This is a genomic window from Roseibium sp. 10G30-5 (assembly GCF_055809635.1).
On sequence record NZ_CM147918.1, the window covers coordinates 2,461,702 to 2,487,618 of the forward strand.

Here is a 25,917-nt window from a genome sequence, read left to right on the forward strand (position 1 = left end):
TCGATCCGCGCGGCATCCGACGTTTTGGTCAGACTCGCATGGGCATGAGAACGAAGAGGCTGTCTTCGACTGCATTGTCCTGGATCAGCGTTGGCGATCCGGAATCCGCCAGCCTGAAGAGAGCAGTATCGCTGCTCAATTGATTGGCAATGTCCAGCAGGTAGCGCGAGTTGAAGCCGATTTCCATTGGGTCGGAATCATACTCGACCGCCACTTCTTCCGTGGCACTGCCGGAATCCGGATTGTTGACGCTGAGGACCATCTTGCCCTCGCTGAGGGCAAGTTTGACGGCGCGGCCGCGCTCGGACGAAATGGTCGACACACGGTCAACGGCTTCCTTGAACTCGTCGCGGTCGACACGCATTTCCTTGTCGTTGCCTTGCGGAATGACACGGCCATAATCGGGGAAAGACCCGTCAATCAGCTTCGACGTCAGAACGACAGGTCCGGTGTTGATGCGGATTTTTGTTTCCGACAGCTCGATCTGCACATCCGTGTCCGGGTTTTCGAGAAGCTTCTGGATCTCGCCAACGGTCTTGCGCGGCACGATGATGCCCGGCATGCCGACGCAGCCGGACGGCGCTTCGATCTCTGCCTGTCGCCAGGCGGTGCCCGTCGGTCGCGACAGCGCGGAACAGCGAGTCGCCGTCCGTCTCGACCGAATGGAAGAAGATGCCGTTCAGGTAGTAGCGGGTTTCTTCTGTCGAAATGGCGAACTGCGTTGTGTCGATCAGCTTCTTGAAATTGCGCGCCGGCAACTGGAAGTGATGCGAAAATTCGGCAGCGGTCAAATCGGGGAAATCGCTTTCCGGCAGCATTTGCAAGGCGAAACGCGAGCGCCCTGCCCGGATTTCCAGCGTTGCATTATCGCCGGTGGTTTCCAGAACGACCTGCGATCCTTCCGGCAACTTGCGGACGATCTCGTAGATCATATGGGCAGGCACCGTGGTGGCGCCAGGAACTTCGATCATCGCCGGAATGGTTTCCTGAATCTCCAGATCAAGGTCTGTCGCCTTCAACTGAAGATCACCTCCCTCGGCGCGCAAAAGCACGTTGGAGAGGATCGGAATGGTGTTACGGCGCTCGACAACCCGATGCACGTGGGTCAGGGACTTGAGTAGGTCGGTCCGCTCGAGGGTCGCTTTCATACGCTGAATCCGTACTTGAAACTCGGCCAGAAGGAATCCGGCAGATGGAATTAGATTAACACTCTTTAAATCAAAAGAGCGGGGAAACGAACTTGCCCCTAACGCGCTCCAAATGCAAGAGGAGCGCCGCGAGGCGCTCCTTTAAATGCTGTTTTTAGACAGGTGAAGAGTAGCCTGTCAGGAATCGAGCATGCGCTTCAGAAGCTCCAGCTCCTGCGACAGCGTCGTATCCTCCTTCGCCAGTTCCTCGATCTTGCGCACAGCGTGCAGCACTGTGGTGTGATCCCGGTTGCCAAAGCGGCGGCCGATTTCAGGCAATGACCGTGGGGTCATGACCTTGGCGAGATACATAGCGATTTGACGGGGGCGCACGATAGTGCGTGTCCGCCGCGCCGACAGGAGGTCGGCCTTGGTCACATTGTAATGCTTCGAGACAACCTTCTGGATGTCTTCGATCTTCACCCGGCGGGGCTCGCTCGACCGGATGAGATCCCGAAGGGTCATCTCGGCCATTTCCTGGGTGATTGGCTGGTTGGTCAGTTGGTTGTGCGCAATCAGGCGGTTCAATGCGCCTTCAAGATCACGTCCGGAAGAGGCAACGTGACGAGCGACGTAATCCAGAACCGGCTCTGGCACATCGAAGTTCGGATAGCTGCGGCGAGCCTGTCCGACGCGCGACGTCAGGATATTCCGGCGCAACGAGAAGTCCGGTTCATGAATGCCGACAACCAGACCGCCCGACAAACGTGAGCGAACGCGGTCGTCCAGCGTGTCCAGCTCTGAGGGGGCACGGTCTGCGGCCACGATGACCTGACGCGCGCCGTCGATGAGGGCGTTCAATGTGTGGCAGAATTCCTGCTGAACCTGTTTGCCATGCAGAAACTGCATGTCGTCGATCAACAGCAGGTCGATAGTACGCAATGTGTCCTTGAAGGCCAGAGCAGACTGGGCCTTGAGGGCGGAGACGAAGCGGTACATGAAGTGCTCGGCCGTCAGGTACAGAACCTTCCGTCCCGAAGCGCGCACTTTTGCAGCGACAGCCTGCATGAGGTGTGTCTTGCCAAGTCCAACAGCCGCATGAAGATAAAGCGGATTGAAGGTCACAGTGCCGCCGGAGGCAACCTGACGGGCGGCGGCGAGCGCCAGTGCCGTTGGAATCCCCTTCGACGAAAGTTTCAAAGGTGTACTTCGGATCCAGCGCGGCGCCCTGAAGGACGTCATGCGAACTTTCTGCAGGCATTGCACCGCGCGCAATTGCAGCCGTCGCTGACTGGGCTGCGCTGATCGGATGCCCGCCATCTGAAAACCCGTCAAGACGTGGGTCATTGGCAGGAGATTTGCTATGCGCGGGTGCCGCAATGGCACGTGGCTTGACGGCAGCCTGCGGTTGACGTGGGCGCATGGCGCCTCGAACGGTCAGCTCGATCTTGTGCACGCCTTCGCATTCGCGTTTCCAAAGGCCCATGAGGCGCTCATTGTAGTGCGACTGGATCCACTGTTTCAGGAAGCGCGTGGGAACGGACAGTCGGACGGTCCCCTCGTTGTGTTCTTCCAGATCAACGCGTGCAAACCAACTGGAAAACACATCGTCTCCCAGTTCCGCACGGAGCCGCTTTTTGACGCGGTTCCAGTGTTCAGAGCCTGTTGCCTCCTGAACCTGCATTATTTCGCCTCCTGTTCATGTGAGCGATCCGCCACAGTCGCTCTTATTGGTGTTGCACCCGCAACGTTCTTGTCCGCGAGGGACGCTTTTATTCCTGTCGACCTCTTTGGATCGACGCCCCATTTCAGGGGGAGCCTTGCGCCCGGTACAAGGATGCACACGTCAACAAACCTCCAGACAGGAAACCTGTCTGAAAACGCGGACGGTGAAGCCTTGCGATTGTCCGGTCGATCATTCTGGCGCGAACTGTTTCGCTGGCCTTCACCAAGAGGTCAGCCGCGAAAAATCCACGTTCACCGGAGCGGCACAAAAAGAAGATTGAGCCGTTTTGGTCAAGTCCTTTTGGCCATAATTTTTTCATCAGACGATCAATAAACAGCTTGACACGTCGCAGGTCTGCGCAGTTTCGCCCCATAGATTTGTCGATGCTTTTGACATGCAACGTGAAGGGGTAATGCGACGATATTACGTTCTCATGAGCGACCTTTTCTGATCGGGTCGCAAGAGGCGTTTCAGTCGCTGTTGGTGTCAAGTTGAAAAACTGCATAGCGTCGTTTTTTTCTTGTAGTTCAGTCACGACGTGACCGTTCCCAGCAGTAGAGCTGCTGTTCCTCATGCTTGCTGACGAAGTACATTAAAAGACCACACGCAGTAAAACTGCTATTCCATTTTTATGGAGACATAAGAAAAAATGAGAACCTGTTTGATACGCAAATTTACAGTCAAACTTGTCTCTCAATCCGGAACCATTGATGGTTTTTCGGATGAATTATTGCTTAACGCCCCATGAAGAGAACCATATACGTGAGCCCGGTTCCGGGCAATAGGCATTTCTGATCAAATGGATGGCATTGTCAGTGTGAAAACTGCGCTGTCTGTCGGACGGAATCCAGCGCCGGATCGTAAAAGTTCTTTTTTAAAAAGGGCTTCTTGGGTCGAGGTGCTTCGGCGTTTTGATGCATGCAAAGGCAAAAAAAATTACGTCTCTGGATTGCGGAGGCTGTTGTTCGTGGTTTGCTGTTAATGAAAAGTTAATATTGGCGCAGACTTCTGATTCCTAAAGCTTTTTCTTGACATATCCGGCGAAGTCGAAACCTGCGTATTGCTGCGTAGCTCGGAGGCGTGCGCAGGAAAAAGGCACAAAAAAACCCGGCGTGAGCCGGGTTTTTCAAAAGGCCTGGTGTCAGTCTTATGCGCTGAGCGCGCGAACGCGTGCGTTCAGACGGGACACCTTGCGAGAGGCAGTGTTGGCGTGAAAAACGCCTTTGCCTGCAGCGCGCATCAGCTCTGGCTGTGCGATCTTCAGCGCTGCGTTTGCAGCGGCCTAGTCGCCAGATGCGATGGCTTCTTCAACTGCGCGCAAGAAGGTGCGAACGCGGCTGCGACGGTTTTTGTTCGTGGCCGTCTGGCGGGCCATTTTGCGGGCCGCCTTCTTGGCCGAGGGTGTATTGGCCATGGGCTCAATCCTGATCCGTGAATGAAACTGGGTTCGGTTGAAATCAAAACAACGTCCCGGGGACATGCTTTGATCATAAACGAACGGCGGCAGAACGAGCCTGCCACCGGTTTGCTGGAGCTTATAGTGCGAGCTTCGCGTCACGTCAATGCCCGCAAAGCGCGCCAGTGCGCTTTTATTTGTTCGCGAATTGCGGCTTCCGTTTGTCGACGAAGGCGTCCATGCCCTCCTTCTGATCCTTGTTGCTGAAGGCGGCATAAAAACTGCGCCGCTCAAACCTGAGGCCTTCTGACAAGGGGGCCTCGAAGGCCATGTTGACGCATTCCTTGATCATCATTGTTGCCGGCAGCGAGAAGCTTGCAATCTTTTCAGCGGTTTTGAGCGCTTCGGCCAGAAGCTCCTCTGTGGTCAGCACACGGCTGACAAGTCCGCAGCGCTCAGCCTCTTGCGCATCAATCATACGTCCGGTCAGGCACATTTCCATGGCCTTGGCCTTGCCAAGCGCACGAGCCAGACGTTGCGTGCCACCGGCTCCAGGCAGAATGCCAAGCGTAATTTCCGGCTGACCGAATTTTGCCGTGTCAGCCGCCAGGATAAAGTCGCACATCATGGCCAGTTCGCAGCCGCCGCCCAGGGCATACCCTGCTACGGCCGCGATCAGTGGCTTGCGGGACCGCGCAACGCCATCCCAGGAACCGAGAAAATCAGACAGATAGGCAGACACGGCGTCATGGTCGCGCATCTCCTTGATGTCAGCCCCCGCCGCGAATGCCTTTTCCGAACCCGTCAGCACCACACAGCCAACACGCTCGTTGTTTTCGCAGGCTTCAAGCGCGTTGTTGAGTTCGGAGATCAGCTCGCCGTTCAAGGCATTCAATGAATCTGGTCGGTCCAGTGTGATCAATCCGACTTTGCCCCGGTTTTCGAGACGAATGTGTTCATATCCCATCAAGTTTCACTCCTGAAAGACAAGGCAGTGAGGCCTTTGATACAAGCGGTAAAGCCAAGCTGAACGCGATGCAACCGGTAACATGACGTGCACCGTGTGGGTTGCAGAATTGTCTCAATCACATCTCTTGCATCCCGGCTAGGTCTGGCAGAGAGGACAGTAGAAGGTAGAGCGTCCGGACTGGACAATGCGATGGATGGTGCCTGCACATGATATTCTCTTACAGGCTTCGCCTTCTCGTCCGTAGGCGGCAAAGGAATGCTGAAAATAGCCCATGGAGCCGTCAGCCTTGGTGTGGTCGCGCAAGGAGGAGCCGCCCGCTCGAATGGCATCTTCCAGAGTGAGGCGAATATCGGAGGCAAGTTGTTCGCTGCGTTTCGTGGCCCGCCCCTTGAGCGAGGCGACAGTGCCGGCCGCACGCTGTGGATCGAGCCTGGATCGCCAGAGTGCTTCGCAGACATAGATATTGCCCAGCCCGGCGATGAGCTGTTGATCGAGTAAGGCAGCCTTGAGCGGCGCCTTTTTGCCGGCAAACAGCGTTGCCAGTTTGAGGCCGTTCAATTCATTGCCGAGTGGCTCTATGCCGAGATTGCGAAACAGCGCATGCTCGGCAAGGCTGGCACGCTCGATCAAGGTCATGAAGCCGAAGCGGCGCGGATCATTATACCGAATGCGAGCCGATGTTCCTGCAGTCGTTGTCAGGTGAAAGACGACGTGGTCATGTTTTGTGTCCTTGGATTTGACATGGGCGAAGTCTCCTGGCTGAAAGCTGTCTGTGTCCTGCTCTATGCGAAAAGATCCTGACATCCCAAGGTGCATTACCAGCACAAGGTCGCCTTCGAGATCGACGAGAATGTATTTCGAGCGTCGTGACAGAGACAGAACCCGGCGACCGGTCAGTCGGGTCACGAAATCAACGGGGAAGGGAAAGCGCAGGTCCAGACGATTCTGGTCGATCTGCTCGATCAGGGCGTCTTCGAAAACGGGGGCGAGGCCGCGCTTGACAGTTTCCACTTCGGGCAGTTCTGGCATGAAGGCTCCGGGATGAGGCTGGGCCACCCACAGGATGGCCGCAGGAAAACGAATTGTCGTCTGGAACATAGCGCTCTCAGGCCGCTTGTACTATGGTCGCGCCAAAATGCCCCGGTGATCTTTTTGCAAGTCCCGGTTAAAGGTCTGAAGGATCTGGTTGCAAACACTCATGCAGCGTTGCCTGACGGCGGCGTGCAGGCACGTTGAGGAGTATTAAGTACATGTCGAACGAGGGACGATCCACGCAGAGTGCCTCTGTGCGCGCACCTGAAGATATGCCCACAAGCTTCGGTTTCGAAACCGTTGGTGTTGGCGAAAAGCAGGCCCGCGTCGATGATGTCTTCCACAAGGTGGCAGGTCGCTATGACCTGATGAACGATCTCATGTCGGGCGGTATGCATCGTGTCTGGAAGGATGCCATGGTGTCCCTCTTGGCTCCGCCAAAGACGCCCGCGCACCCGTGGAGGCTTTTGGATGTGGCCGGGGGAACCGGCGACGTGGCCACCCGGGTCGTGCGCCGGGGCGGTGAGGGCGTTAGTGCCGTTGTCTGTGACATCAACGGGTCTATGCTTGGTGTGGGACGGGATCGCGCTGAAACCGCGCATTTGTCCGACCGCATTGCCTTTCAGCAAGGCAATGCGGAAGAGTTGCCTTTCGAAGACAAGAGCTTTGACGCCTATACGATTGCCTTTGGCATCCGCAACGTGCCTGATATTCCCAAAGCCCTGCGTGAAGCGCATCGCGTGCTGAAGCGCGGCGGCCGGTTCCTGTGTCTGGAATTCTCGGAAGTGGACGTGCCGGGGCTGGACAAGGTCTATGATCTGTTCTCCTTCAACGTGATTCCGGCAATGGGCAAGCTTGTGTCGGACGACGCCGATTCCTATCGCTATCTGGTGGAATCAATCCGCAAGTTTCCGCATCAGGAGCGTTTTGCCGAGATGGTCCGCGAAGCTGGTTTCGAGCAGGTGACCTATCGCAATTACACGGGTGGCGTTGCTGCCTTGCACTCCGGTTGGAAGCTCTGATCCATGAGATTTGCCGTCGCGCCGTTGTTTCGGCTGGTTCGGGCCGGGTTTGTCATGGCCCGCGAGGGGGTGTTCGGGCTGGTGCATCTGCCCGATCTTCCTCCTGTGCCGCGCTTTGCTATCGCATGCGCTCGCCTTCTTGAGCGTCGCTCGGCGCGAGACAAGCGGGCAGATCTGCGTCTGTCTGATGCGTTGAACCGGCTCGGTCCATCCTATGTCAAGCTGGGACAGTTTCTTGCTACCCGCGCTGATGTGGTGGGTAAGGAAGCCGCGCGCGAATTGTCAGCCTTGCAGGACAGGGTGCCGGAGTTTCCTGACAGCATTGCGCGCGCCTCCGTGGAGGAGCGGCTGGGCCGCCCGATTTCTGAATTGTTCGTCGAATTCGGGAAGCCCGTGGCCGCAGCATCCATTGCGCAGGTTCACCCTGCCATTTTGCTGGATCATGAGGGTCGCGAGCGCAAGGTCGCCGTCAAGGTGTTGCGACCCGGTGTGGCACAGGGCTTTCGCCGCGATCTGGAAAGCTTTTATCTCGTTGCCCATCTGGCGGAGCGGTTTTTCAAACCAGCGCGTCGTCTGAAGCCGGTGGCCATCGTGGATACGCTGGCCCAATCTGTCGCCATGGAAATGGATCTTCGCCTGGAGGCGGCGGCTCTTTCGGAAATGAACGAGAATATTTCCGATGATGAAGGCTTTCGCGTGCCTGATGTCTTTTGGTCACGCACGGCCAAGGGTGTGCTGACCATGGAATGGATCGACGGGCGCAAACTGTCCGATGTTGAGGGTTTGCAGGCAGATGGTCATAACATGGAAGGTTTGGCGGCGGCGGTCATTCAGAACTTCCTGCGCCATACCCTTCGCGATGGTTTTTTCCATGCCGACATGCATCAGGGCAATTTGTTTGTCGAACCGGACGGGACGCTTGTCGCCGTGGATTTTGGCATTACGGGCCGCCTGGGCAAGCGTGAGCGCCGCTATCTGGCCGAAATCCTCTATGGTTTCATCACCCGCAATTATCGTCGGGTGGCGGAAGTGCATTTCGAAGCGGGCTATGTCCCCGCGCATCACGATGTCGATTTTTTCGCTCAGGCCATCCGAGCGATCGGTGAGCCGATCCATGGGCATGAGGCCAGCGAAATCTCGATGGCACGGCTTCTGACGCAGCTTTTTGAGGTGACAGAGCTGTTCGAGATGAGCACTCAGACCCAACTTATCATGCTGCAAAAAACCATGGTCGTCGTCGAAGGTGTTGCGCGTACGTTGGACCCGCGTTTGGATATGTGGCGGACGGCCGAGCCGGTGGTTGGTCATTGGATCCGCAATCACCTGGGGCCGGTGGGCAAGATGCAGGACGCTGGTGAAGCGTTTGTCGCGCTTGCAAAACTGGCAACGGACTTGCCGCTCTTCGCTGATCGCATCGGCCACATGTCGGAAGAGCTGGAGCGAATGGTGCAAAAGGGACTGCGTTTCGACGTCGAGACGGCAACGGAGATTGCCAAGGCGCAGTCACGGCTGGCGCGGTCCGGGCGCATTGCTCTCTGGGTGATTGCTCTGTCCGCTCTGATATTTGCCATAACGCATAGCTGAGACGGTGGCCGGTGGCTGTCGCTGGTGCTTCTCATTTGAGGGCAATAGCGGGGCATGATCAGGCTGGCGTAACGCGCCGAAGGGTCAGATTGATCCGACCGCCGCTCTTCAGCAGGGTCGATGTGTTTTTCAAGATGCGGTCAACGCCGTGATAGGCCAGTCGTGCTTCTCCTCCCAGTACGATGACATCACCGGACGTCAGTCGCAGGGAATGCGTTTTCCCGCCTCGTTCTGTGCCGCCGATGCGAAATGTTGCGGTATTTCCAAGCGAGACCGATACGACTGGCGCATCGAACGTCGCTTCATCCCGGTCCTGATGCAGCCCCATCTTGGCCGTGTCCTCATAAAAATTGATGAGACAGGCCTCGGGTGGCGGGGCCTTCGGCGCCATCTGATGCCAGAGATCTGTCAACATGGATGGCATCTGTGGCTAGGCGCGCCCGGTGACGGGGTGGGTTGGCTGGTAGCGATAGCCATTGACATCAGCAACCCACCCCAAAGTACCGCAATTGCTCATTTGAACGGAAAAGGGCTTGCCTGTTCGCGGCATTCGCGGGCGGAACAGCGGCGCATCGCGGATGATGTCACGGAGGGCTTCAGGAGCAGGCGCTGGGCGACTGCGTCAAAATGGCCCGGGCACAGGCGAAATCCATCGGGAAAATGGGCAGGAGTGGCAGACTTAGGCACGAAAACAAGCTCTTCTTGCAAGGGATAAGCCTGAATTCTGAAAGTTTTCTGCCTAATACACAAGGGGGAGCCCCGGAGGCTTCGTGAGTGTCTTGCGGGTCACGTTTTGAGCACCTATATAGCTTTCGAACGCCGCGAATGACGCGGTTTTGGGCTGCTTGTTTGGCCAATATTTTATGTAAAAGGAACCGGAGGGATGCCGTAACGGGTCGTTCCGGTTTGCTAGAAGGAGAGGCAAATATGGCAAAGGTCATTGGTATCGACCTCGGCACGACCAATTCGTGCGTTGCTGTCATGGACGGCAAAGACTCCAAAGTCATTGAAAACTCGGAAGGTGCACGTACCACCCCTTCCATGGTTGCATTCAGCGAAGACGGCGAGCGCCTTGTTGGCCAGCCGGCCAAGCGTCAGGCTGTAACCAACCCGACGAACACCCTGTTTGCGGTGAAGCGCCTGATCGGCCGGCGGTTCGAAGATCCGACCGTTGCCAAGGACAAGGACCTGGTTCCCTACAATATCGTCAAGGCAGACAATGGCGATGCGTGGGTCGAATCCAGCGGGGAAAAATATTCTCCGTCGCAGGTATCCGCTTTCATTCTTCAGAAGATGAAGGAAACGGCAGAGAGCTATCTTGGCGAAACCGTCACGCAGGCTGTCATCACCGTTCCGGCATACTTCAATGATGCCCAGCGTCAGGCCACCAAGGATGCAGGCAAAATTGCCGGTCTTGAAGTTCTGCGTATCATCAACGAGCCGACCGCTGCCGCACTCGCGTATGGCCTCGACAAGAACGATGGCAAGACCATTGCTGTTTACGATCTTGGCGGTGGTACGTTTGACGTGTCGGTTCTGGAAATCGGTGACGGCGTGTTCGAAGTGAAGTCCACCAACGGGGATACTTTCCTTGGTGGGGAAGACTTCGACATGGTGCTCGTCGACTACCTGGCGACCGAGTTCAAGAAGGACCAGGGTATTGACCTGAAAAAGGACAAGCTGGCTCTGCAGCGTTTGAAGGAAGCCTCTGAAAAGGCCAAGATCGAGCTGTCGTCCTCGTCGCAGACCGAAGTGAACCTTCCGTTCATCACGGCTGATGCGTCTGGCCCCAAGCACATGAACCTGAAGCTGACGCGCGCCAAGTTTGAATCGCTTGTCGAAGCGCTCGTCAAGCGCACGATCGAACCGTGTAAGGCTGCTCTCAAGGATGCCGGTATTTCTGCTGGCGAAATTGATGAAGTGGTTCTCGTCGGCGGCATGACCCGTATGCCGAAGATTCAGGAAACCGTGAAGAACTTCTTCGGCAAGGAGCCACACAAGGGTGTGAACCCGGACGAAGTGGTCGCCATGGGCGCGGCTATTCAGGCAGGGGTCTTGCAGGGTGACGTCAAGGACGTTCTGCTGCTCGACGTGACCCCATTGTCGCTGGGTATCGAAACGCTGGGCGGTGTCTTCACGCGCCTGATCGAACGCAATACGACAATCCCGACCAAAAAGGGTCAGGTGTTCTCGACTGCCGAAGACAATCAGACGGCCGTGACCATCCGCGTGTTCCAGGGCGAACGCGAAATGGCTGCGGACAACAAGATGCTTGGTCAGTTTGACCTTGTTGGTCTGCCGCCCGCACCGCGCGGCGTGCCGCAGATCGAAGTGACATTCGACATTGATGCCAACGGCATCGTGAATGTTTCGGCCAAGGACAAGGGGACCGGCAAGGAACAGCAGATCCGTATTCAGGCATCTGGTGGTCTGTCGGATGCTGACATCGAGCAGATGGTTAAGGACGCTGAAGCCAACGCGGATGCAGACAAGGTGCGCCGGGAAATGGTCGAAGCCAAGAACCAGGGTGAATCCCTTGTTCATTCGACCGAGGCCTCGCTCAAAGACTATGGCGACAAGGTCAGTGCAGAAGACAAGGGTGCGATTGAAAGCGCTCTGGAAGGTCTGAAGTCTGCCCTTGAAGGTGACGACCTTGAAGACATCAAGGCCAAGACACAGGCACTTGCCGAAGCCTCGATGAAGCTGGGCGAAGCGATGTATAAGTCTGCTCAGGCCGAAGGTGGTGCCGAGGACGGCGACGCTGAAGGTCCTGCCGACGACGATGTCGTCGATGCCGACTTCGAAGAGGTCAAGGACGACGACGACAAGAAGTCGGCCTAATCTCAAATGACCGAAGGCCTGCGGAGCATCCGCAGGCCTTCAGCCTATGTGACCGGCGGTTTTGATGCCGCTTCTGCTTCAGGATAGGGCCGGATGAATGTCCGGCTTTTGCGCTGTTTGGAAACTTGCGAAGCCATGCAATCTGGCGCGCAATGACAGGCTGTGCGGAGACTGTCTTTGCACCGGAACATACGTTCATTCCGGTGCCAGGTGGAGAATCGAAGCCGGCCGGATAGAAACGAGTGACCACGAATGGCCAAACGCGATTTCTATGAAGTCTTGGGTGTTTCCCGCGATTCTGACGAGAAGGTCCTGAAGGGCGCTTATCGCAAGATGGCGATGAAGTATCATCCCGACCGCAATCCGGGAGATGCAGAAGCTGAAGCGATGTTCAAGGAAGCCAATGAGGCTTATGACACCTTGAAAGACCCGCAGAAGCGTGCCGCTTACGACCGCTTCGGTCATGCTGCCTTTGAAAATGGCGGGTTTGGCGGAGGTGGCCAAGGATCTGGCGATTTCGGCACAACCATGTCCGATATCTTCGAAGAGTTCTTCGGCATGGGCGGCGGCGGACGTCGTTCTTCAGGTCGCGAGCGCGGCGCGGACCTGCGCTACAATCTCGATATTTCCCTTGAGGATGCCTTCCACGGCAAGACCGTGGAAATTGAAGTTCCAACCAGCATGACCTGCGACAATTGTTCCGGGTCAGGTGCCAAGCCGGGCACGCAACCGCAAGCCTGTCGCACTTGCGGCGGGGCAGGGCGAGTGCGCGCTGCCCAGGGGCTGTTCACGCTGGAGCGCACCTGTCCGACGTGTCAGGGGCGGGGGCAGGTGATCACTGATCCCTGTTCTGTGTGTGGTGGAACGGGCCGGACGACCGAAGAACGGACGCTCTCCGTCAATATTCCGGCAGGCATTGAGGATGGCACGCGCATTCGTCTTGCTGGCGAAGGCGAGGCGGGTCTACGGGGCGGGCCATCAGGGGATCTGTATATCTTCCTGTCGCTGAAGCCGCATGAGCTGTTCCAGCGCGATGGCGCCGATCTTTATTGCCGCGTACCGATTTCGATGACGACAGCCGCACTTGGCGGTCAATTCGAAGTGCCCAACGTTGAGGGGGCAACCAGCCGCGTCAAGGTGCCGGAAGGCACACAGGCTGGCCGGCAGTTCCGCCTGAAAGGCAAGGGCATGCCGGTCATGCGCTCTTCGCAGCACGGCGACATGTACATTCAGGTGACGGTTGAAACGCCAACCAATCTGAACAAGCGGCAGCGCGAGTTGCTCGCGGAGTTCGAACAAGAAGGCAGTGGAGCCAACCACCCTGAATCCACAGGCTTCTTTTCGAAAGTCAGAGATTTTATCGATAATCTCGGTTCGTGACGTGATTGGGACACACCGCTCTTGAAAGATATCTCCCACACGCCTTAGTTTAGTGGTGCTGTGGGAGATATACATGCAGAATGACCCGTCGACTGAACCCTCAAATTTTCGCCGCCGTTGCGGTTCAAAAGGTTCGGCGTTCAAGAAAAAGCCCTTGATGAGGTCCGCTTCTTCCGTTCCTGACTTGAAAATCCACTGAAAATTGGTGCCGTCAGTCCCTCTGGGCCTGATCTGGCGCGGGCAATGGCTGCTCATATCGATGTTCGCCCGACAACGCGCGTTCTGGAGCTTGGCCCCGGGACAGGCGTCGTGACGCAGGCTATTCTCAGCCGCGGTATTGCACCAGGAAATTTGATGTCGGTCGAGTACAGCTCGGAGTTTTATGAGGTTCTGACGCGGCGTTTTGAAGACGTCGTTTTTGTTCAAGGCAACGCTTATGATCTGGATGGTCTGCTGAGTTCTGGTAACGGTCGCCTGTTCTCTGCAGCAGGTCTGGACGGGATCGTTTCCAGTCTGCCGCTTCTGTCACGCCCCGAGGCAGAGCGCGCGGCATTTTTGGCCAAAGCCATGTCTTTCATGAAGCGTGGTGCTCCTTTCGTACAGTTCTCCTACGGATTTCAGCCACCAATCAGGTCGGTGGAAGAGGATGTGACTGTAACCACATCGCAATGGATCTGGAAAAATCTGCCTCCGGCCCGCGTGTTTGTGTATCGCAAAGCGATTCAGTAACACTGGGAAGACACCATATGGGCGGGCAAGGTGGCAGCAGGTGAAGTGCCCACCGTGTCACCCTGATCGAAAAGGGGCTGCAATGCGTTTGCCAAGAGTTCTTGTCTTTTCCGGTTCGGTCCGCTCTGGATCCTACAACACACGTCTTGCGGCCTTGATGACAAAACATCTTGCCCTGGCAGACGCTGACGTCACCCAGATCTCTCTGGGGGACTATCCCTTGCCGATTTTTGATGCCGATCTGGAAGATGACAAGGGTCTGCCGGAGAACGCGCGCAAGCTCAAGAAGCTCGCCTTGCAGCATGACGGCGTTTTTATGGCTTGCCCTGAATACAACGCCGGTATCACGCCGCTGTTGAAGAACACGCTTGACTGGATGTCCAGAACGCATGAGCGCAACGAAGTGCCCGGAGCTGTTTTCAGGAACAGGGTTTTTGCATTGGGAGCCGCGTCGCCCGGCGCGTTTGGTGGCATGCGCGGTCTGATTGGTGTGCGCACCATTCTGGAAGTGGGACTGGGGGCGGAAGTGCTGCCTCAGATGGTGGTGGTTCCCGATGCGGCTGCCGGATTTACCAGTCAGGGGGATTTGGCCAGCGAACGGTCGATGGCACAAGTCAGTGGCCTTGTGCGCACATTGATTGAGCGTAGCCGCCTGAATATCCGCACCCTCTGATCTGCGTCCCCGCCGCCTTCAATGCCGATCCCGTGCGTCGACTTTACATGGGGGATTTTGATACGGCTGGCTTTGATCAGGATGACTTTGTCGCGCATGACTTGGAAACCCTTGGAGACCTGATTACATAAGAGGCTAACGCTAGGCCCCTTAGGTGGCTCGGTTCAATTGAAGAAACAAAGACAAGAGGTCCTCATGAGCGACACCCGTGATCCTGTAAGCTGGCATGGCACCACAATCGTCACTGTTCGCAAGGGCGGCGAAGTGGTTGTGGCTGGAGACGGTCAGGTGTCCCTCGGGCCGACCGTTATCAAGAGCACGGCCCGTAAGGTCCGCCCGCTGGCCAAGGGCGAAGTCATTGCTGGGTTTGCGGGGGCAACGGCGGATGCCTTCACGCTGTTCGAGTTGCTGGAAACCAAACTTGAGCAATATTCCGGACAGCTCATGCGGGCCTGTGTGGAATTGGCCAAGGAATGGCGGACAGATCGCAACTTGCGTCGCCTGGAGGCCATGATGATCGTGGCCGACAAGGAAGTGTCGCTGGTGCTCACCGGCAATGGGGATGTGCTGGAGCCGGAAGGCGGCATTATCGGGATTGGCTCTGGCGGCAATTACGCGCTGGCTGCGGCGCGCGCATTGGCTGACAGCGATCATGACGCCGAAACCATCGCCCGCAAGGCCATGGAAGTGGCTGCAGAAATTTGCGTTTACACCAATGGCAATGTCCGCGTTGAGAAACTGGAGAGCATCACGTGATCCAGACGAACGGTCTTGATCCTCAGCGTCTGGATGCTGCCGTGGGAGAAGGTATTCTGTCGGTGGAGCAAGCTGACAAGTTGCAGGCTTTCTGGCAGGCTCCGGTAACAACAACCGCAGCCGACGCGGATGTTCCCGTCTCGCGTGTGGATGCGGAAGAGGTCCGCTTTGTCCGGGGCTTCCATGATGTGTTCATTGCCATCGGCATTCTGATTTTTCTCGTCGGTGTCACGTATGGGCTGCGCAGCGCAGGCGCACCCGGATCGACCGCGGTTCTGGCCGCTGTTTTGGTTTGGGGCTTGTCGGAAATCTTTGCGCGCCGTCTAAAGCTGGCTCTGCCTTCTTTTCTGCTGACAGTCTGTTTTGCGCCTTTGTTTTTCTTTGGTGTGGCGGCATGGTTCGTGCAATCGCAGAACCCCTTGGCGATGGGCCTGCAGCACCTTCTGACGACTACATCGGCGAATGATCCTGCTGCATTAATCGTCCCGAGCCTCGTGGCGATAGTGGGTGTGGTGCTGCATTACTGGCGGTTTCGGGTGCCCGTGGGGGTGGCGCTGATTGCCGCCGTTCTTGTCGTGCTTGCGGCCCTTGTGCTTGATGCCGTCTTTCCCTCGCTCTTCGAGTATCAGGCCGACTGGTTCTTTCTGGCTGCTGGCTTGTGTCTGTTTCTGGCGGCCATGGTCTTTGATAGCCGCGATCTGCAACGACAGACCGTGCGTACGGACAAGGCCTTCTGGCTGCATCTGATGGCCGCACCCATGATCGTGCATTCGTTGCTTTTGCTGTTTGTCGGAAAATTTTATGGCGTGACCTCGGCGAATGCGCCGGTGGTCATTCTGTCGCTTCTTGTGCTGGCCTTGGTGGCGATTGTTGTTGATCGTCGTGCCTTGCTGGTCTCCGGTCTGTCCTACTTCGGAATTGCGCTGTTCACGCTGATCAGAAGCAGCGCTTCGCTCAACCTCGAAACATCGGTCGCCGTGGCTCTCGTCGCCCTCGGCTTGTTCATGCTCGTGCTGGGATCTGCCTTGGCACCCGATCCGCCGTCTAGTGGTTCGCCCCGTCTCATCGACGGGTCTCATGCGTTTCATCCCGGCTGTTGACTGACCGATTGAATAGAAAGAAAACAATGACTGATTTTTCCCCTCGTGAAATCGTATCGGAACTTGATCGCTACATCGTCGGTCAGAAAGACGCCAAGCGCGCTGTCGCTATTGCGTTGCGTAATCGCTGGCGTCGCCAGCAACTGACCGGGCAGATGCGCGAGGAGGTTCTGCCAAAAAATATTCTCATGATCGGGCCGACGGGTGTCGGTAAAACCGAGATCGCCCGCCGTTTGGCTCGTCTTGCACAGGCGCCTTTCGCCAAGGTTGAAGCGACCAAATTCACCGAGGTTGGTTACGTTGGTCGTGATGTCGAGCAGATCATTCGTGATCTGGTTGAGGCTGGCATTTCCATGGTGCGGGTGTCCAAGCGAGAGGAAGTGAAAGCCAAGGCGCATGTGCAGGCGGAAGAACGTGTGCTTGATGCGCTGGTGGGCAAGAATTCCAGCCCCGCGACCCGTGACAGTTTCCGCAAGAAGCTGCGTGAAGGTGAGATGGATGACAAGGAAATTGAAGTCGAGGTCCGGGCTCAGTCCCAGATGCCGAGCTTCGATGTTCCGGGCATGCCGGGCGGTGGCAGCATTGGCGTCATGAATATGTCGGACATTCTTGGTAAGGCCTTTGGTGGCCAGACCAAGAACAAGCGGACGACGGTGAAGGATTCATACGGTCTGTTGATCGAGGAAGAATCTGACAAGTTGCTGGACGAGGACAAGATCGTTCAGGAAGCCATTTCTCTGGTCGAAAACTCCGGGATTGTTTTCCTTGATGAGATTGACAAGATCTGTGCGCGAGAAGGTCGGTCAGGCGGCGACGTCTCGCGGGAAGGTGTGCAGCGTGATTTGCTGCCGCTTATTGAGGGCACTGTCGTGGCCACCAAGCATGGTCAGGTGAAGACGGACCACATTCTCTTCATTGCCTCGGGTGCATTCCATGTTGCCAAGCCGTCAGATCTGCTGCCGGAATTGCAGGGTCGCTTGCCGATCCGCGTTGAATTGCGGGCGCTGACACGCGAAGACTTCCGGGCAATTCTGACCGAGCCTGAAGCCAGTTTGATCAAGCAGTACATCGCATTGCTGGAGACAGAAAACGTCACACTGTCCTTCACGGAAGACGCCATTGACGAAATCGCCAGTGTGGCGGTGGATCTGAACTCGAGCATTGAAAATATTGGTGCGCGCCGCCTGCAGACGGTGATGGAGCGTATTCTCGACGACGTTTCGTTCAAGGCAACCGACATGTCAGGGGAAGCCTTTGAAGTGAGCGCTGAGTATGTGCGCGATAATATCGGTGAGCTTGCGAAGAACACGGATCTGTCCAAGTTTATCCTCTGATGGCTCGAGAGGGTCTGCCGAAGCGGGAGCTTCAGGTAAGATTTTCTATCCGGGCAGGGTGTCACGAGGGCAGTTCTGCTTGCGGTCTTTCTCCGACGATGGCAGCATGCGCGCATGGTAGCAGTTAGAAAAAGCAATGAGGAAGGCCACCGCCGCAAGTTTCTCGTGGTCGTGGACGATACGCCCGAATGTGATCGGGCAATCGTCTATGCCGCAAAGCGGGCCGCTCGGACGGGCGGTGTGGTTATTCTTCTGGCGGTTATCGCCACGGGAGACTTCCAGCATTGGCTTGGTGTCGAAGACATCATGCGGGCCGAGGCGATGGAAGGAGCTGAGGCGACTTTGGCCAAGGCGTCAGAGCGCGTTCGCGAAGTTGCGCGCACGGAACCCGAAACGGTTATTCGGGAAGACGGTAAGGCCGAGGCTATTCTTGAGCTGATTGAGAATGACGCTGATATTGCCATTCTTGTCCTGACTGCTGGCATTGGCAACGAAGGACCTTATCCCTTGGTCACGCAGATCGCCAGCAAGGGGGTTGGTCCTTATCCGATCCCCGTGACCATTGTCCCTGGTAATCTTGACGATGAGTCAATCGCAGCCTTGGCTTGAAGAGCGAATGCTGGCTAGATTCAGGACTCTCAAGTCCCCCGGCGGTGGCGCTAGGGCTTGTTCCTTCTGAAATAGAGATTATCTTAAGGGCAAAGCTCAACTTTCAATATTCCTTTTGGGCATCTGCGGCTTTCTGACAAGCTGGGCCTTTGGATATTGGCAACTCAGGATTCAATCATGTTCATCCAGACCGAGGCGACGCCGAACCCGGCGACCTTGAAGTTCCTGCCCGGACGGGTTGTTCTTCCCGAGGGTACCTACGATTTTCGCACTGAAACCGATGCGGCGGTGTCGCCATTGGCGCAGAAGATCTTTGCTGTGCCTGGCTGTTGCGGCAGTCTTTTTCGGCATGGATTTTGTCACAGTGACCAAGACCGAAGAGAACGACTGGCAGCACATGAAGCCAGCCATTCTGGGTGCGATCATGGAAACCTTCATGTCGGGCCAGCCGATCATGATCAATGACGACAGTGATGAATCGCTTGGCGGCGAGTTCTTTGAAGCCGACGACGAGGAAACAGTGACGGTCATCAAGGACCTGATTGAAACGCGTGTGCGTCCGGCTGTTGCGCAGGATGGCGGTGACATCACCTTCAAGGGTTTCAAGGAAGGTGTGGTTTATCTCTCGATGCGGGGTGCGTGTGCCGGGTGTCCGTCGTCCACAGCGACGCTGCAGCATGGCATCCAGAATCTGTTGCGTCACTTCGTGCCAGAAGTTGAAGAAGTTCGGCCGATCTGATTGACCGCATTTCCTTGCGACTGATTGACGTTTGGCTATAACGTGTTGAAAATTCAGTGCCGACGCACCCATGGTGGCGTCGGCACTGTTTTGTCTGGGCCACACACGACAGGTTTCGGCTGTTGGAATGCCCCTTCGGCTGGACAATTTCCCTTAGTCGCCTTACTGCACGAGACCATGCGAATTCTTGCCCTTGATACAGCTCTTGCGAATTGTGCCGTTGCCGTTGTCGATACGGAGGCAACCACGGTGTGTCTTGCTCGGCGCGAAGACGAGATCGGGCGTGGACATGCAGAGCGCTTGGTGCCGATGATCGAAGAGGCCATGGCCGCCTCTGGTCTGGCCTTCGGTGATCTGGACCGCATTGTCGTCACTGTAGGGCCAGCGTAGCTTTACCGGACTGCGGGTCGGTCTTTCTGTTGCGCGTGGCTTTGGCGTGGTGCTGGACATTCCAGTCGTTGGGGTGTCCACTTTGCAGGCCCTTGCCAGTGAGGGATCGACTCCGGCCGGTGATACTCTTCTGCTGGTCGCGTTGACGGGTAAGGGCGACGAAATCTACTCGCAGGTTTTCGATGGCGATGGCGCAGCTCACTCAGAGCCGCAGGTGCGTCGGCTGCCGGATCTTGCGAGTGAACTCGGGGCGGATGTCCGTCTGCTGGGATCGGCTGCTGCTCAGGCCGCGCAGGTTTTGGGCAGTCCGGCTGATCATATTCTTGCAGAGACAGTTTTCCCGGATATTGAACTTATTGCCAAGCTTGGTGCAGGGCTGGACCCTGAAAGGCACAAGCCGGTGCCGATGTATCTGCGTTCGGCGGATGCCAAGCCACAAAAGAATGGTCGGATTTTACGTCGATGAATGCCTGGTGGAATTGGACCGTTGAACCGGTCGTCGAAGAAGCGCAGGCAGATGATCTGCCGCGTCTTGCGGATGTTCATGCTGCCTCTTTTGCTCACCCATGGGCCGAGCATGAGATTGCCAGCCTGACGGCTCAGGACGGCGTCGTCTGCCTGCAAGCCCGGCTTCCGGGCGAGCGTAATGGTCGCACGCCGATGGGCTTTGTGCTTTACAGGGCGGCAGCGGGGGAAGCTGAATTGCTCACCGTTGCCGTAGAGCCGCAGCATCGTGGGCGCGGAATTGCTGGAAAATTGATGAAGGAAGCAATCTTCCGGCTTTATTCGGATCGCTGCGAGTGCATGTTTCTCGAGGTCGATATGGCCAATCAGGCGGCTTTGAAACTCTACGAGCGGTTCGGTTTCAAGAAAGTGGGCGAACGCAAGAGCTATTACAGCGCCAGCAACGGGGATGGAACGGCTCTGGTCATGCGTATCAATTTGCGCTAATCCGGCTGTGTCTGCACTGCATCATGATATGCGATGACCGGCGGACCGGGAGTATGACGACGTGATTGCCACCGTAAGAGCCGTGCTGTGTCTGCTGTTGTTGACGCTGATCACGCTGGTGCTCATCCCACCGCAATGGGTGGCCGTGAAATTCAACCTGCCCATACGCCGGGCCCTGCCCTGGTGGTGGCATCTGGCCGCCACCCGTCTGATCGGCATCAAGGTGCATGAGGTCGGGCGTCGTGAAACGAAGCGGCCGCTGCTGATCACCTCCAATCACGTTTCCTGGGCCGACATTACCGTGCTGGGTTCGGTCATGCCGTTGTCTTTCATCGCCAAGTCGGAAGTGTCCGGCTGGCCGATCTTTGGGCTTTTCGCACGGTTGCAACGCACTGTCTTTGTCAATCGCACCAGGCATGGTCGGAAACCGGACAGGTGGCGGATGTGATTGCCGAGCGCTTGTCGCAAGGCGATGCGATGGTGTTGTTTGCGGAAGGGACATCCAGTGATGGTGGCTATGTGCTGCCGTTTCGCTCGGCCTTGCTGGGGGCGGCGACCCGGGCGCTTGAAGCGGGCGAAGCTGTTTGGGTGCAACCCCTGTCGCTTGTCTACAACCGGCTGCATGGTCTGCCAATTGGCCGCAATTGGCGCGCCCGGATTGGCTGGTATGGCGATATGGAGTTGGCGGATCATCTTTGGGCCGTTGTCCGCGATGGCGCGCTGGATGTGACCCTGGTATGGGGAGAACCGGTGTGTGTGACACTGGAGACAGACCGCAAGGCATTGACGCGACAACTGGAAGACCGGGTACGTGCCGGCGTGGTGTCGGTTCTTTCCGGCGACGTGAGCGATCCGCATGGGGTCCGCCGCAAGGCCGAACGACCCACTGGCGACGGCGCGATTGAAAAGATGCGGCCATGACACGCTGATAAACTCTTTATTGCAGCTATTCTCAAGCGACAAGAAACACGCTAAAGCTGCGCTCAAGCCAAGGGAAGACCCTTGGGAAATGATCGGATTTCCGTCATATCTGGACGCTCTCCCTCAAACAGGGAGCAAGCGAGCTAGGTTGCCTCGTTCGCCAGAAGAACGATGTCGTGAACCTTGGGCGGCCTATGCTGCCTTGTGCGACCGGTCAGTCAGACACACATGAAGCTTGCCTTTCAGCGGGATGCGCTTCGGGCAGCCACGGATATTGAGGGACTTATGACGCAAGGCCAGGACACCGCCATTGTGGACGAGACCAATACGGACACCAAGTCGCCGGTCGCAGTCAAGCGCAAGGTTTTCATGCGTACCTATGGCTGCCAGATGAATGTCTATGACAGCGAGCGCATGAATGATGTGTTGGGCGCGCAAGGCTATTCCGCGACCGAAAGCATGGATGATGCCGATCTGGTCATCCTCAATACGTGTCATATCCGGGAGAAGGCTGCGGAAAAAGTCTATTCCGAGCTGGGTCGTATTCGTAAGTTCAAGGAAGAACGCGAGCGCAATGGCGGCAAGTCGATGATGGTTGGTGTTGCTGGCTGTGTGGCTCAGGCTGAAGGCGAAGAAATCTCGCGCCGCGCACCGATCGTCGACCTTGTCTTTGGTCCGCAGAGCTATCACCGTCTTCCGAAACTGTTGGACGAAGCCTCTGCAGGGCGCAAGGTCGTTGAGACAGAGTTCGACATTGACGCCAAGTTCAAGGATCTCTCGGAAAAGACACGCATGGCGCCGAAAGTCAAACGGCCACCGGCAGCCTTTCTGACGGTTCAGGAGGGATGCGACAAGTTCTGCACCTTCTGTGTCGTGCCTTATACGCGCGGCGCGGAAGTGTCGCGCTCGGTGGCGCAGATTGTCGAAGAAGCGCGCACGATGACGGCTAACGGCGTACGCGAAATCACGCTTTTGGGGCAGAACGTCAACGGTTGGCACGGTGAGGCGCCAGATGGCTCGTCGTGGAGCTTCGGACGGCTGTTGCGGCATCTTGCGGACGTCGATGGTCTTGAGCGTTTGCGTTACACCACCAGCCACCCGCGTGACATGGATGATGATCTCATCAATGCACATCGTGAGTTGAAAGAACTTATGCCTTATTTGCATCTGCCGGTGCAATCAGGATCAGACAAGATCCTCGCCGCAATGAACCGCAAGCATACGCGCGACGACTATTTCCGATTGATTGACCGCATCCGGGAAGCGGACCCGGATATTGCCCTGTCGTGCGACTTCATTGTTGGCTTCCCGGGTGAGACGGATCAGGACTTCGAAGACACGATGGATCTCATTCGTCGTGTGGAATATGGTTCTGCTTTCTCTTTCAAATATTCGCAGCGTCCCGGAACTCCGGGGGCTTTGATGGACGATCAGGTCCCTGAAGATGTGAAAAGCGCGCGACTGGCCGAGCTGCAAAAGCTGGTGCTGGAGCAGCAGACCGCTTTCAATGCGTCGCGCAAGGGAATGACCTGTGATGTGCTGTTTGAGCGCAAGGGACGCAACGCTGGCCAGATCGTCGGCAAGTCGCCGTGGTTGCAGCCTGTTGCTGTGGAAGCCCCGGAAGATCTCATCGGAACGATTCAAGCGGTGGAAATCGTTGAAATCGGAAGCAACTCTCTATTCGGTGACTTGAAGGACGGGCATCATGAAGGGGCGGGATTGGATCCCGTTGCCATAAAGGAGGCCGCATTTGACGCGTGACAGCCAGTATTCGGCTCGCAAGTTACCGGCTGCGTCCAGCTCGGGGACGCCAGCATCAGACATGACGCATATCGTTCTGGCCTTTGATGATAATCGCCTCATTGGTGATCTGTTTGGACAGTTCGATCAGAATCTCGCAGTTATCGAACAGAAACTCGGCATTGAAGCCATCGCTCGCGGAAATCAGGTCACTCTGAAAGGCGAGAGTTCGGCCTGTGGTCAGGCGCGCGCCGCGCTTGAAGGTCTGTATCAACGCCTTCTCAAAGGGCAAGATATTCAACCTGCAGATGTCGATGGCGCCCTGCGCATGGCAGCGGCTGCGGAACAGCAGCTTCCCCTACCGACGCTGGAGCCAAAATCGCGCATGGCTCTTGCCCAAATCTCCACCCGTCGCAAAACTATTGTAGCCCGCACACCAACGCAGGATGCCTATATCCGTGCCATGGACCGGGCCGATCTGGTGTTCGGAACGGGACCAGCCGGAACGGGTAAAACCTTTCTTGCTGTCTCCTATGCGGCAGCTCTTCTGGAACGCGGTGATGCGACCCGTTTGATCCTGTCGCGTCCAGCCGTTGAAGCTGGTGAGCGGCTTGGCTTCCTTCCAGGTGACATGAAGGAAAAAGTCGATCCCTACCTGCGGCCGCTTTATGATGCGCTCTATGAGATGATGTCGCCGGAAAAGGTCGATCGCGGACTGGCGTCCGGTCAGATCGAAGTGGCTCCCTTGGCATTCATGCGTGGTCGAACCCTGTCGAACGCCGTCGTGCTGCTCGATGAGGCGCAGAACACCACCTCGATGCAGATGAAGATGTTTCTGACGCGCCTTGGTGAAGATTCCAAGATGATCGTGACCGGGGACCCCAGTCAGGTTGACCTGCCCTCCGGTCAGGTGTCAGGTCTGCGTGAGGCTCTGGGCTTGCTTGAGGGTGTTGAAGGGGTTGCCGCAGTGAAGTTCAACGAACAGGACGTGGTGCGCCACGAACTCGTTGCTCGCATTGTAACGGCCTATGACAATGCGTCTCGTGATGCCTTGCAGGCCAAGGAACGCCGTCGCGATATGGCTGGTCAGGCTGCGGCCCGTGCCGTGGAAGATCGTGCCGACAGATGATGGGCCACTGAGAATGTCGAGCCCGACCGAGATGATCGGCAAGCTGGATATTGAGGTGTCGGTGCAAAACGACGCCTGGGGTGATGAGGCCGAGTTGCAGGCGCTTTGTTTGCGTGCTTTGACGGCGGCCTTCGCTTTGGCTCCTCTCGAAATTGTCGAGGGGAGCGAGGTCTCGCTTGTTTTCACAGACGACGCGGCGGTGCAGGAACTTAACCGAACCTGACGCGACAAGGACAAGCCCACCAACGTTCTGTCGTTTCCGGCAAGCGATCCGAATGGGGATCTCTATGGGCCGTTGCTTGGCGATATTGTGATGGCTTTCGAGACGGTGTCGCGCGAAGCAGAGGAGATGGGAATTGACTTCCGCGACCATCTCACCCATCTCGTGGTTCATGGAATTCTTCATCTTTTTGACTACGATCACCAGGATGATGAAGAAGCGGAGGTCATGGAAGGTCTGGAGCGCACAATTTTGGCGCGCCTCGACATCGCTGATCCGTATGCGGACAGTCCCTTGATTGCGGATCGTGATTGACATTGAAGCGTGAGAAATCCGGCAACAGACGATGATGACAGAACCAGAAACTCGAAGTAGCGACACCCCGTCCTCGACAGGGGAGCAGTCGAGTGGCCAACAAGACGAAGACGGGTCTCGACGGAGACCTGAAACGAGACCACCCGCCTTTTGGGATCGGGTGAGAGGTTTGTTTTTCTCGCGTCAAAGCGGCAGCAGCCTGCGCGAGAACCTGCAAGACGAACTGGCACGTGAAACCGCAACAGATGCGGCCTTCTCGCCAGAAGAGCGGTTGCTGCTTGGCAATATTCTGCGCTTGAGAGAATTGCGCGTCGATGACGTAATGATTCCGCGGGCCAATATTGAAGCCGTCGACAGTGCCACCCCGCTTGGACGTCTCATGGAGATTTTCCAGGAGAGCGGTCATTCCCGTATGCCTGTCTATGAAGAAACGCTCGATGATCCACGCGGCATGATCCACATCAAGGATGTGGTCGGTCTGATGGTTGAAGAGGGAACCGCAGACATCGAAGGCCCAAGCGAAAAACCTGCGCAGGGCTCTGCGGGCGAGGACATTGCCGCTGGGACTGACGAGCCTGCTGCAGGTATTGGCCATAATTCTGAAACGCAAACTCTCGACCTTTCGCGTGTCGCTTTGTCGACGCCACTGAAAGATACCGGGCTTGTCCGAAACTTGCTGTTCGTCCCGCCCTCCATGCCCGCGACCGATCTGATGGCCACCATGCAGGCGGGCCGCATTCAGATGGCTCTGGTCATTGATGAATATGGTGGAACCGATGGCCTTGTGTCGCTTGAGGATCTGGTAGAGGAAGTCGTCGGTGACATCGAAGACGAGCACGACGAGGAAGAAGACAATCTGCTGAAGATGGTCTCTGAAGGCGTGTGGACGGTAGATCCGCGCATTCCGCTGGAAGATCTCGATGAAGAAATGGGCACTGATTTGGCTTCCATCGAAGCCAGTGAGGATGTCGATACGCTCGGTGGCCTGCTGTATGTCTCGGTCGGTCGTGTGCCTGTGCGCGGTGAACTGGTGCTTGTCAGCGATCTGCCGGGGTTCGAATTCGAGATTCTGGATGCTGATCCACGCCGCATCAAGCGCCTTGGAATTCGCCGTCGTCGCGCCGCCGATATTCGTCATGTGGAGCAACGTCGCCGTGTGCGCAGGCCCTCTTCGGAAAATGAGGGTGGCGAGGCCTCAGAGACATCCCGTGATGACCGCTGACATGTACGGAC

General features: G+C 56.8%; 19 protein-coding genes and 7 pseudogenes. 19 read left to right on the plus strand and 7 right to left on the minus strand.

Annotated features, from left to right (window positions below):
• Positions 1-28: 28 nt before the first annotated feature.
• From dnaN to mutM, 6 genes and pseudogenes are all read right to left on the minus strand, one after another.
• Positions 29-1,148: pseudogene (gene dnaN, locus AC0L7U_RS12480) on the minus strand (DNA polymerase III subunit beta).
• Positions 1,149-1,325: 177 nt separating this feature from the next.
• Positions 1,326-2,811 (minus strand): annotated as a pseudogene (gene dnaA / locus AC0L7U_RS12485) (chromosomal replication initiator protein DnaA).
• Positions 2,812-2,935: 124 nt separating this feature from the next.
• Positions 2,936-3,388, minus strand: a complete 453-nt coding sequence (locus AC0L7U_RS12490) for a hypothetical protein (RefSeq protein ID WP_473691099.1) — start codon at positions 3,386-3,388, stop codon at positions 2,936-2,938.
• Between the two features lie 612 nt (positions 3,389-4,000).
• Positions 4,001-4,267 (minus strand): annotated as a pseudogene (gene rpsT / locus AC0L7U_RS12495) (30S ribosomal protein S20).
• 175 nt (positions 4,268-4,442) lie between these two features.
• A complete protein-coding gene (locus AC0L7U_RS12500) occupies positions 4,443-5,216 on the minus strand; it encodes an enoyl-CoA hydratase (RefSeq protein WP_473691101.1) in 774 nt (257 codons plus the stop codon).
• Between the two features lie 138 nt (positions 5,217-5,354).
• Entirely contained in the window at positions 5,355-6,248 is an 894-nt protein-coding gene (gene mutM / locus AC0L7U_RS12505) for a bifunctional DNA-formamidopyrimidine glycosylase/DNA-(apurinic or apyrimidinic site) lyase (protein ID WP_473695797.1), read from the minus strand.
• 221 nt (positions 6,249-6,469) lie between these two features.
• Here mutM and ubiE point away from each other — a divergent pair, with 221 nt between their 5' ends.
• Both ubiE and ubiB read left to right on the plus strand, forming a co-directional pair.
• Positions 6,470-7,273 (plus strand): bifunctional demethylmenaquinone methyltransferase/2-methoxy-6-polyprenyl-1,4-benzoquinol methylase UbiE, encoded by an 804-nt coding sequence (gene ubiE, locus AC0L7U_RS12510; RefSeq protein WP_473691103.1) that lies wholly within the window; start codon positions 6,470-6,472, stop codon positions 7,271-7,273.
• A gap of 3 nt (positions 7,274-7,276) precedes the next feature.
• A complete protein-coding gene (gene ubiB, locus AC0L7U_RS12515) occupies positions 7,277-8,857 on the plus strand; it encodes a 2-polyprenylphenol 6-hydroxylase (RefSeq protein WP_473691105.1) in 1,581 nt (526 codons plus the stop codon).
• A gap of 58 nt (positions 8,858-8,915) precedes the next feature.
• Here the strand turns inward: ubiB and AC0L7U_RS12520 are convergent.
• Positions 8,916-9,544: pseudogene (locus AC0L7U_RS12520) on the minus strand (alpha-ketoglutarate-dependent dioxygenase AlkB family protein).
• A gap of 240 nt (positions 9,545-9,784) precedes the next feature.
• On the opposite strand from AC0L7U_RS12520, the gene dnaK reads away from it, so the two are divergent.
• The 17 genes and pseudogenes from dnaK to AC0L7U_RS12605 all read left to right on the plus strand — a co-directional run bounded on the left by dnaK (position 9,785) and on the right by AC0L7U_RS12605 (position 25,906).
• The gene (gene dnaK, locus AC0L7U_RS12525) at positions 9,785-11,698 is read left to right on the plus strand and encodes a molecular chaperone DnaK (RefSeq protein WP_473691107.1); all 1,914 of its coding nucleotides are present in this window, start codon (positions 9,785-9,787) and stop codon (positions 11,696-11,698) included.
• Positions 11,699-11,950: 252 nt separating this feature from the next.
• Positions 11,951-13,078 (plus strand): molecular chaperone DnaJ, encoded by a 1,128-nt coding sequence (gene dnaJ / locus AC0L7U_RS12530; RefSeq protein ID WP_473691109.1) that lies wholly within the window; start codon positions 11,951-11,953, stop codon positions 13,076-13,078.
• A gap of 243 nt (positions 13,079-13,321) precedes the next feature.
• The gene (locus tag AC0L7U_RS12535; RefSeq protein ID WP_473691110.1) at positions 13,322-13,807 is read left to right on the plus strand and encodes a class I SAM-dependent methyltransferase; all 486 of its coding nucleotides are present in this window, start codon (positions 13,322-13,324) and stop codon (positions 13,805-13,807) included.
• 82 nt (positions 13,808-13,889) lie between these two features.
• Positions 13,890-14,480 carry an NADPH-dependent FMN reductase gene (locus AC0L7U_RS12540; RefSeq protein WP_473691112.1) on the plus strand — a complete coding sequence of 197 codons (591 nt, stop codon included), beginning with the start codon at positions 13,890-13,892 and terminating at the stop codon, positions 14,478-14,480.
• A gap of 195 nt (positions 14,481-14,675) precedes the next feature.
• Complete coding sequence (hslV, locus tag AC0L7U_RS12545; protein WP_473691113.1) at positions 14,676-15,236, plus strand: ATP-dependent protease subunit HslV; 561 nt, start codon at positions 14,676-14,678, stop codon at positions 15,234-15,236.
• The gene (locus tag AC0L7U_RS12550) at positions 15,233-16,336 is read left to right on the plus strand and encodes a hypothetical protein (RefSeq protein WP_473691116.1); all 1,104 of its coding nucleotides are present in this window, start codon (positions 15,233-15,235) and stop codon (positions 16,334-16,336) included. Before hslV ends, AC0L7U_RS12550 begins: the two co-directional genes overlap by 4 nt.
• A 26-nt stretch (positions 16,337-16,362) precedes the next feature.
• Positions 16,363-17,670 carry an ATP-dependent protease ATPase subunit HslU gene (hslU, locus tag AC0L7U_RS12555; RefSeq protein WP_473691118.1) on the plus strand — a complete coding sequence of 436 codons (1,308 nt, stop codon included), beginning with the start codon at positions 16,363-16,365 and terminating at the stop codon, positions 17,668-17,670.
• 114 nt (positions 17,671-17,784) lie between these two features.
• A complete protein-coding gene (locus AC0L7U_RS12560; RefSeq protein ID WP_473691120.1) occupies positions 17,785-18,279 on the plus strand; it encodes a universal stress protein in 495 nt (164 codons plus the stop codon).
• A 177-nt stretch (positions 18,280-18,456) separates the two neighbouring features.
• Positions 18,457-19,018: pseudogene (locus AC0L7U_RS12565) on the plus strand (NifU family protein).
• Positions 19,019-19,195: 177 nt separating this feature from the next.
• Complete coding sequence (locus AC0L7U_RS12570) at positions 19,196-19,408, plus strand: tRNA threonylcarbamoyladenosine biosynthesis protein TsaB (RefSeq protein WP_473691122.1); 213 nt, start codon at positions 19,196-19,198, stop codon at positions 19,406-19,408.
• 49 nt (positions 19,409-19,457) lie between these two features.
• On the plus strand, positions 19,458-19,874 hold the full coding sequence (locus AC0L7U_RS12575; RefSeq protein WP_473691124.1) for a tRNA threonylcarbamoyladenosine biosynthesis protein TsaB: 417 nt from the start codon (positions 19,458-19,460) through the stop codon (positions 19,872-19,874).
• Positions 19,871-20,359, plus strand: a complete 489-nt coding sequence (rimI, locus tag AC0L7U_RS12580; protein WP_473691126.1) for a ribosomal protein S18-alanine N-acetyltransferase — start codon at positions 19,871-19,873, stop codon at positions 20,357-20,359. The genes AC0L7U_RS12575 and rimI overlap by 4 nt, the downstream gene beginning before the upstream one ends.
• Positions 20,360-20,420: 61 nt before the next feature.
• A pseudogene (gene olsA, locus AC0L7U_RS12585) lies at positions 20,421-21,280 on the plus strand (lyso-ornithine lipid O-acyltransferase).
• A gap of 285 nt (positions 21,281-21,565) precedes the next feature.
• Positions 21,566-23,041 carry a tRNA (N6-isopentenyl adenosine(37)-C2)-methylthiotransferase MiaB gene (miaB, locus tag AC0L7U_RS12590; RefSeq protein WP_473695799.1) on the plus strand — a complete coding sequence of 492 codons (1,476 nt, stop codon included), beginning with the start codon at positions 21,566-21,568 and terminating at the stop codon, positions 23,039-23,041.
• A 61-nt stretch (positions 23,042-23,102) separates the two neighbouring features.
• The gene (locus AC0L7U_RS12595) at positions 23,103-24,149 is read left to right on the plus strand and encodes a PhoH family protein (protein WP_473695801.1); all 1,047 of its coding nucleotides are present in this window, start codon (positions 23,103-23,105) and stop codon (positions 24,147-24,149) included.
• A gap of 34 nt (positions 24,150-24,183) precedes the next feature.
• Positions 24,184-24,684: pseudogene (ybeY, locus tag AC0L7U_RS12600) on the plus strand (rRNA maturation RNase YbeY).
• Positions 24,685-24,715: 31 nt separating this feature from the next.
• Entirely contained in the window at positions 24,716-25,906 is a 1,191-nt protein-coding gene (locus AC0L7U_RS12605; protein ID WP_473691128.1) for a transporter associated domain-containing protein, read from the plus strand.
• The last annotated feature ends 11 nt before the right edge of the window (positions 25,907-25,917 follow it).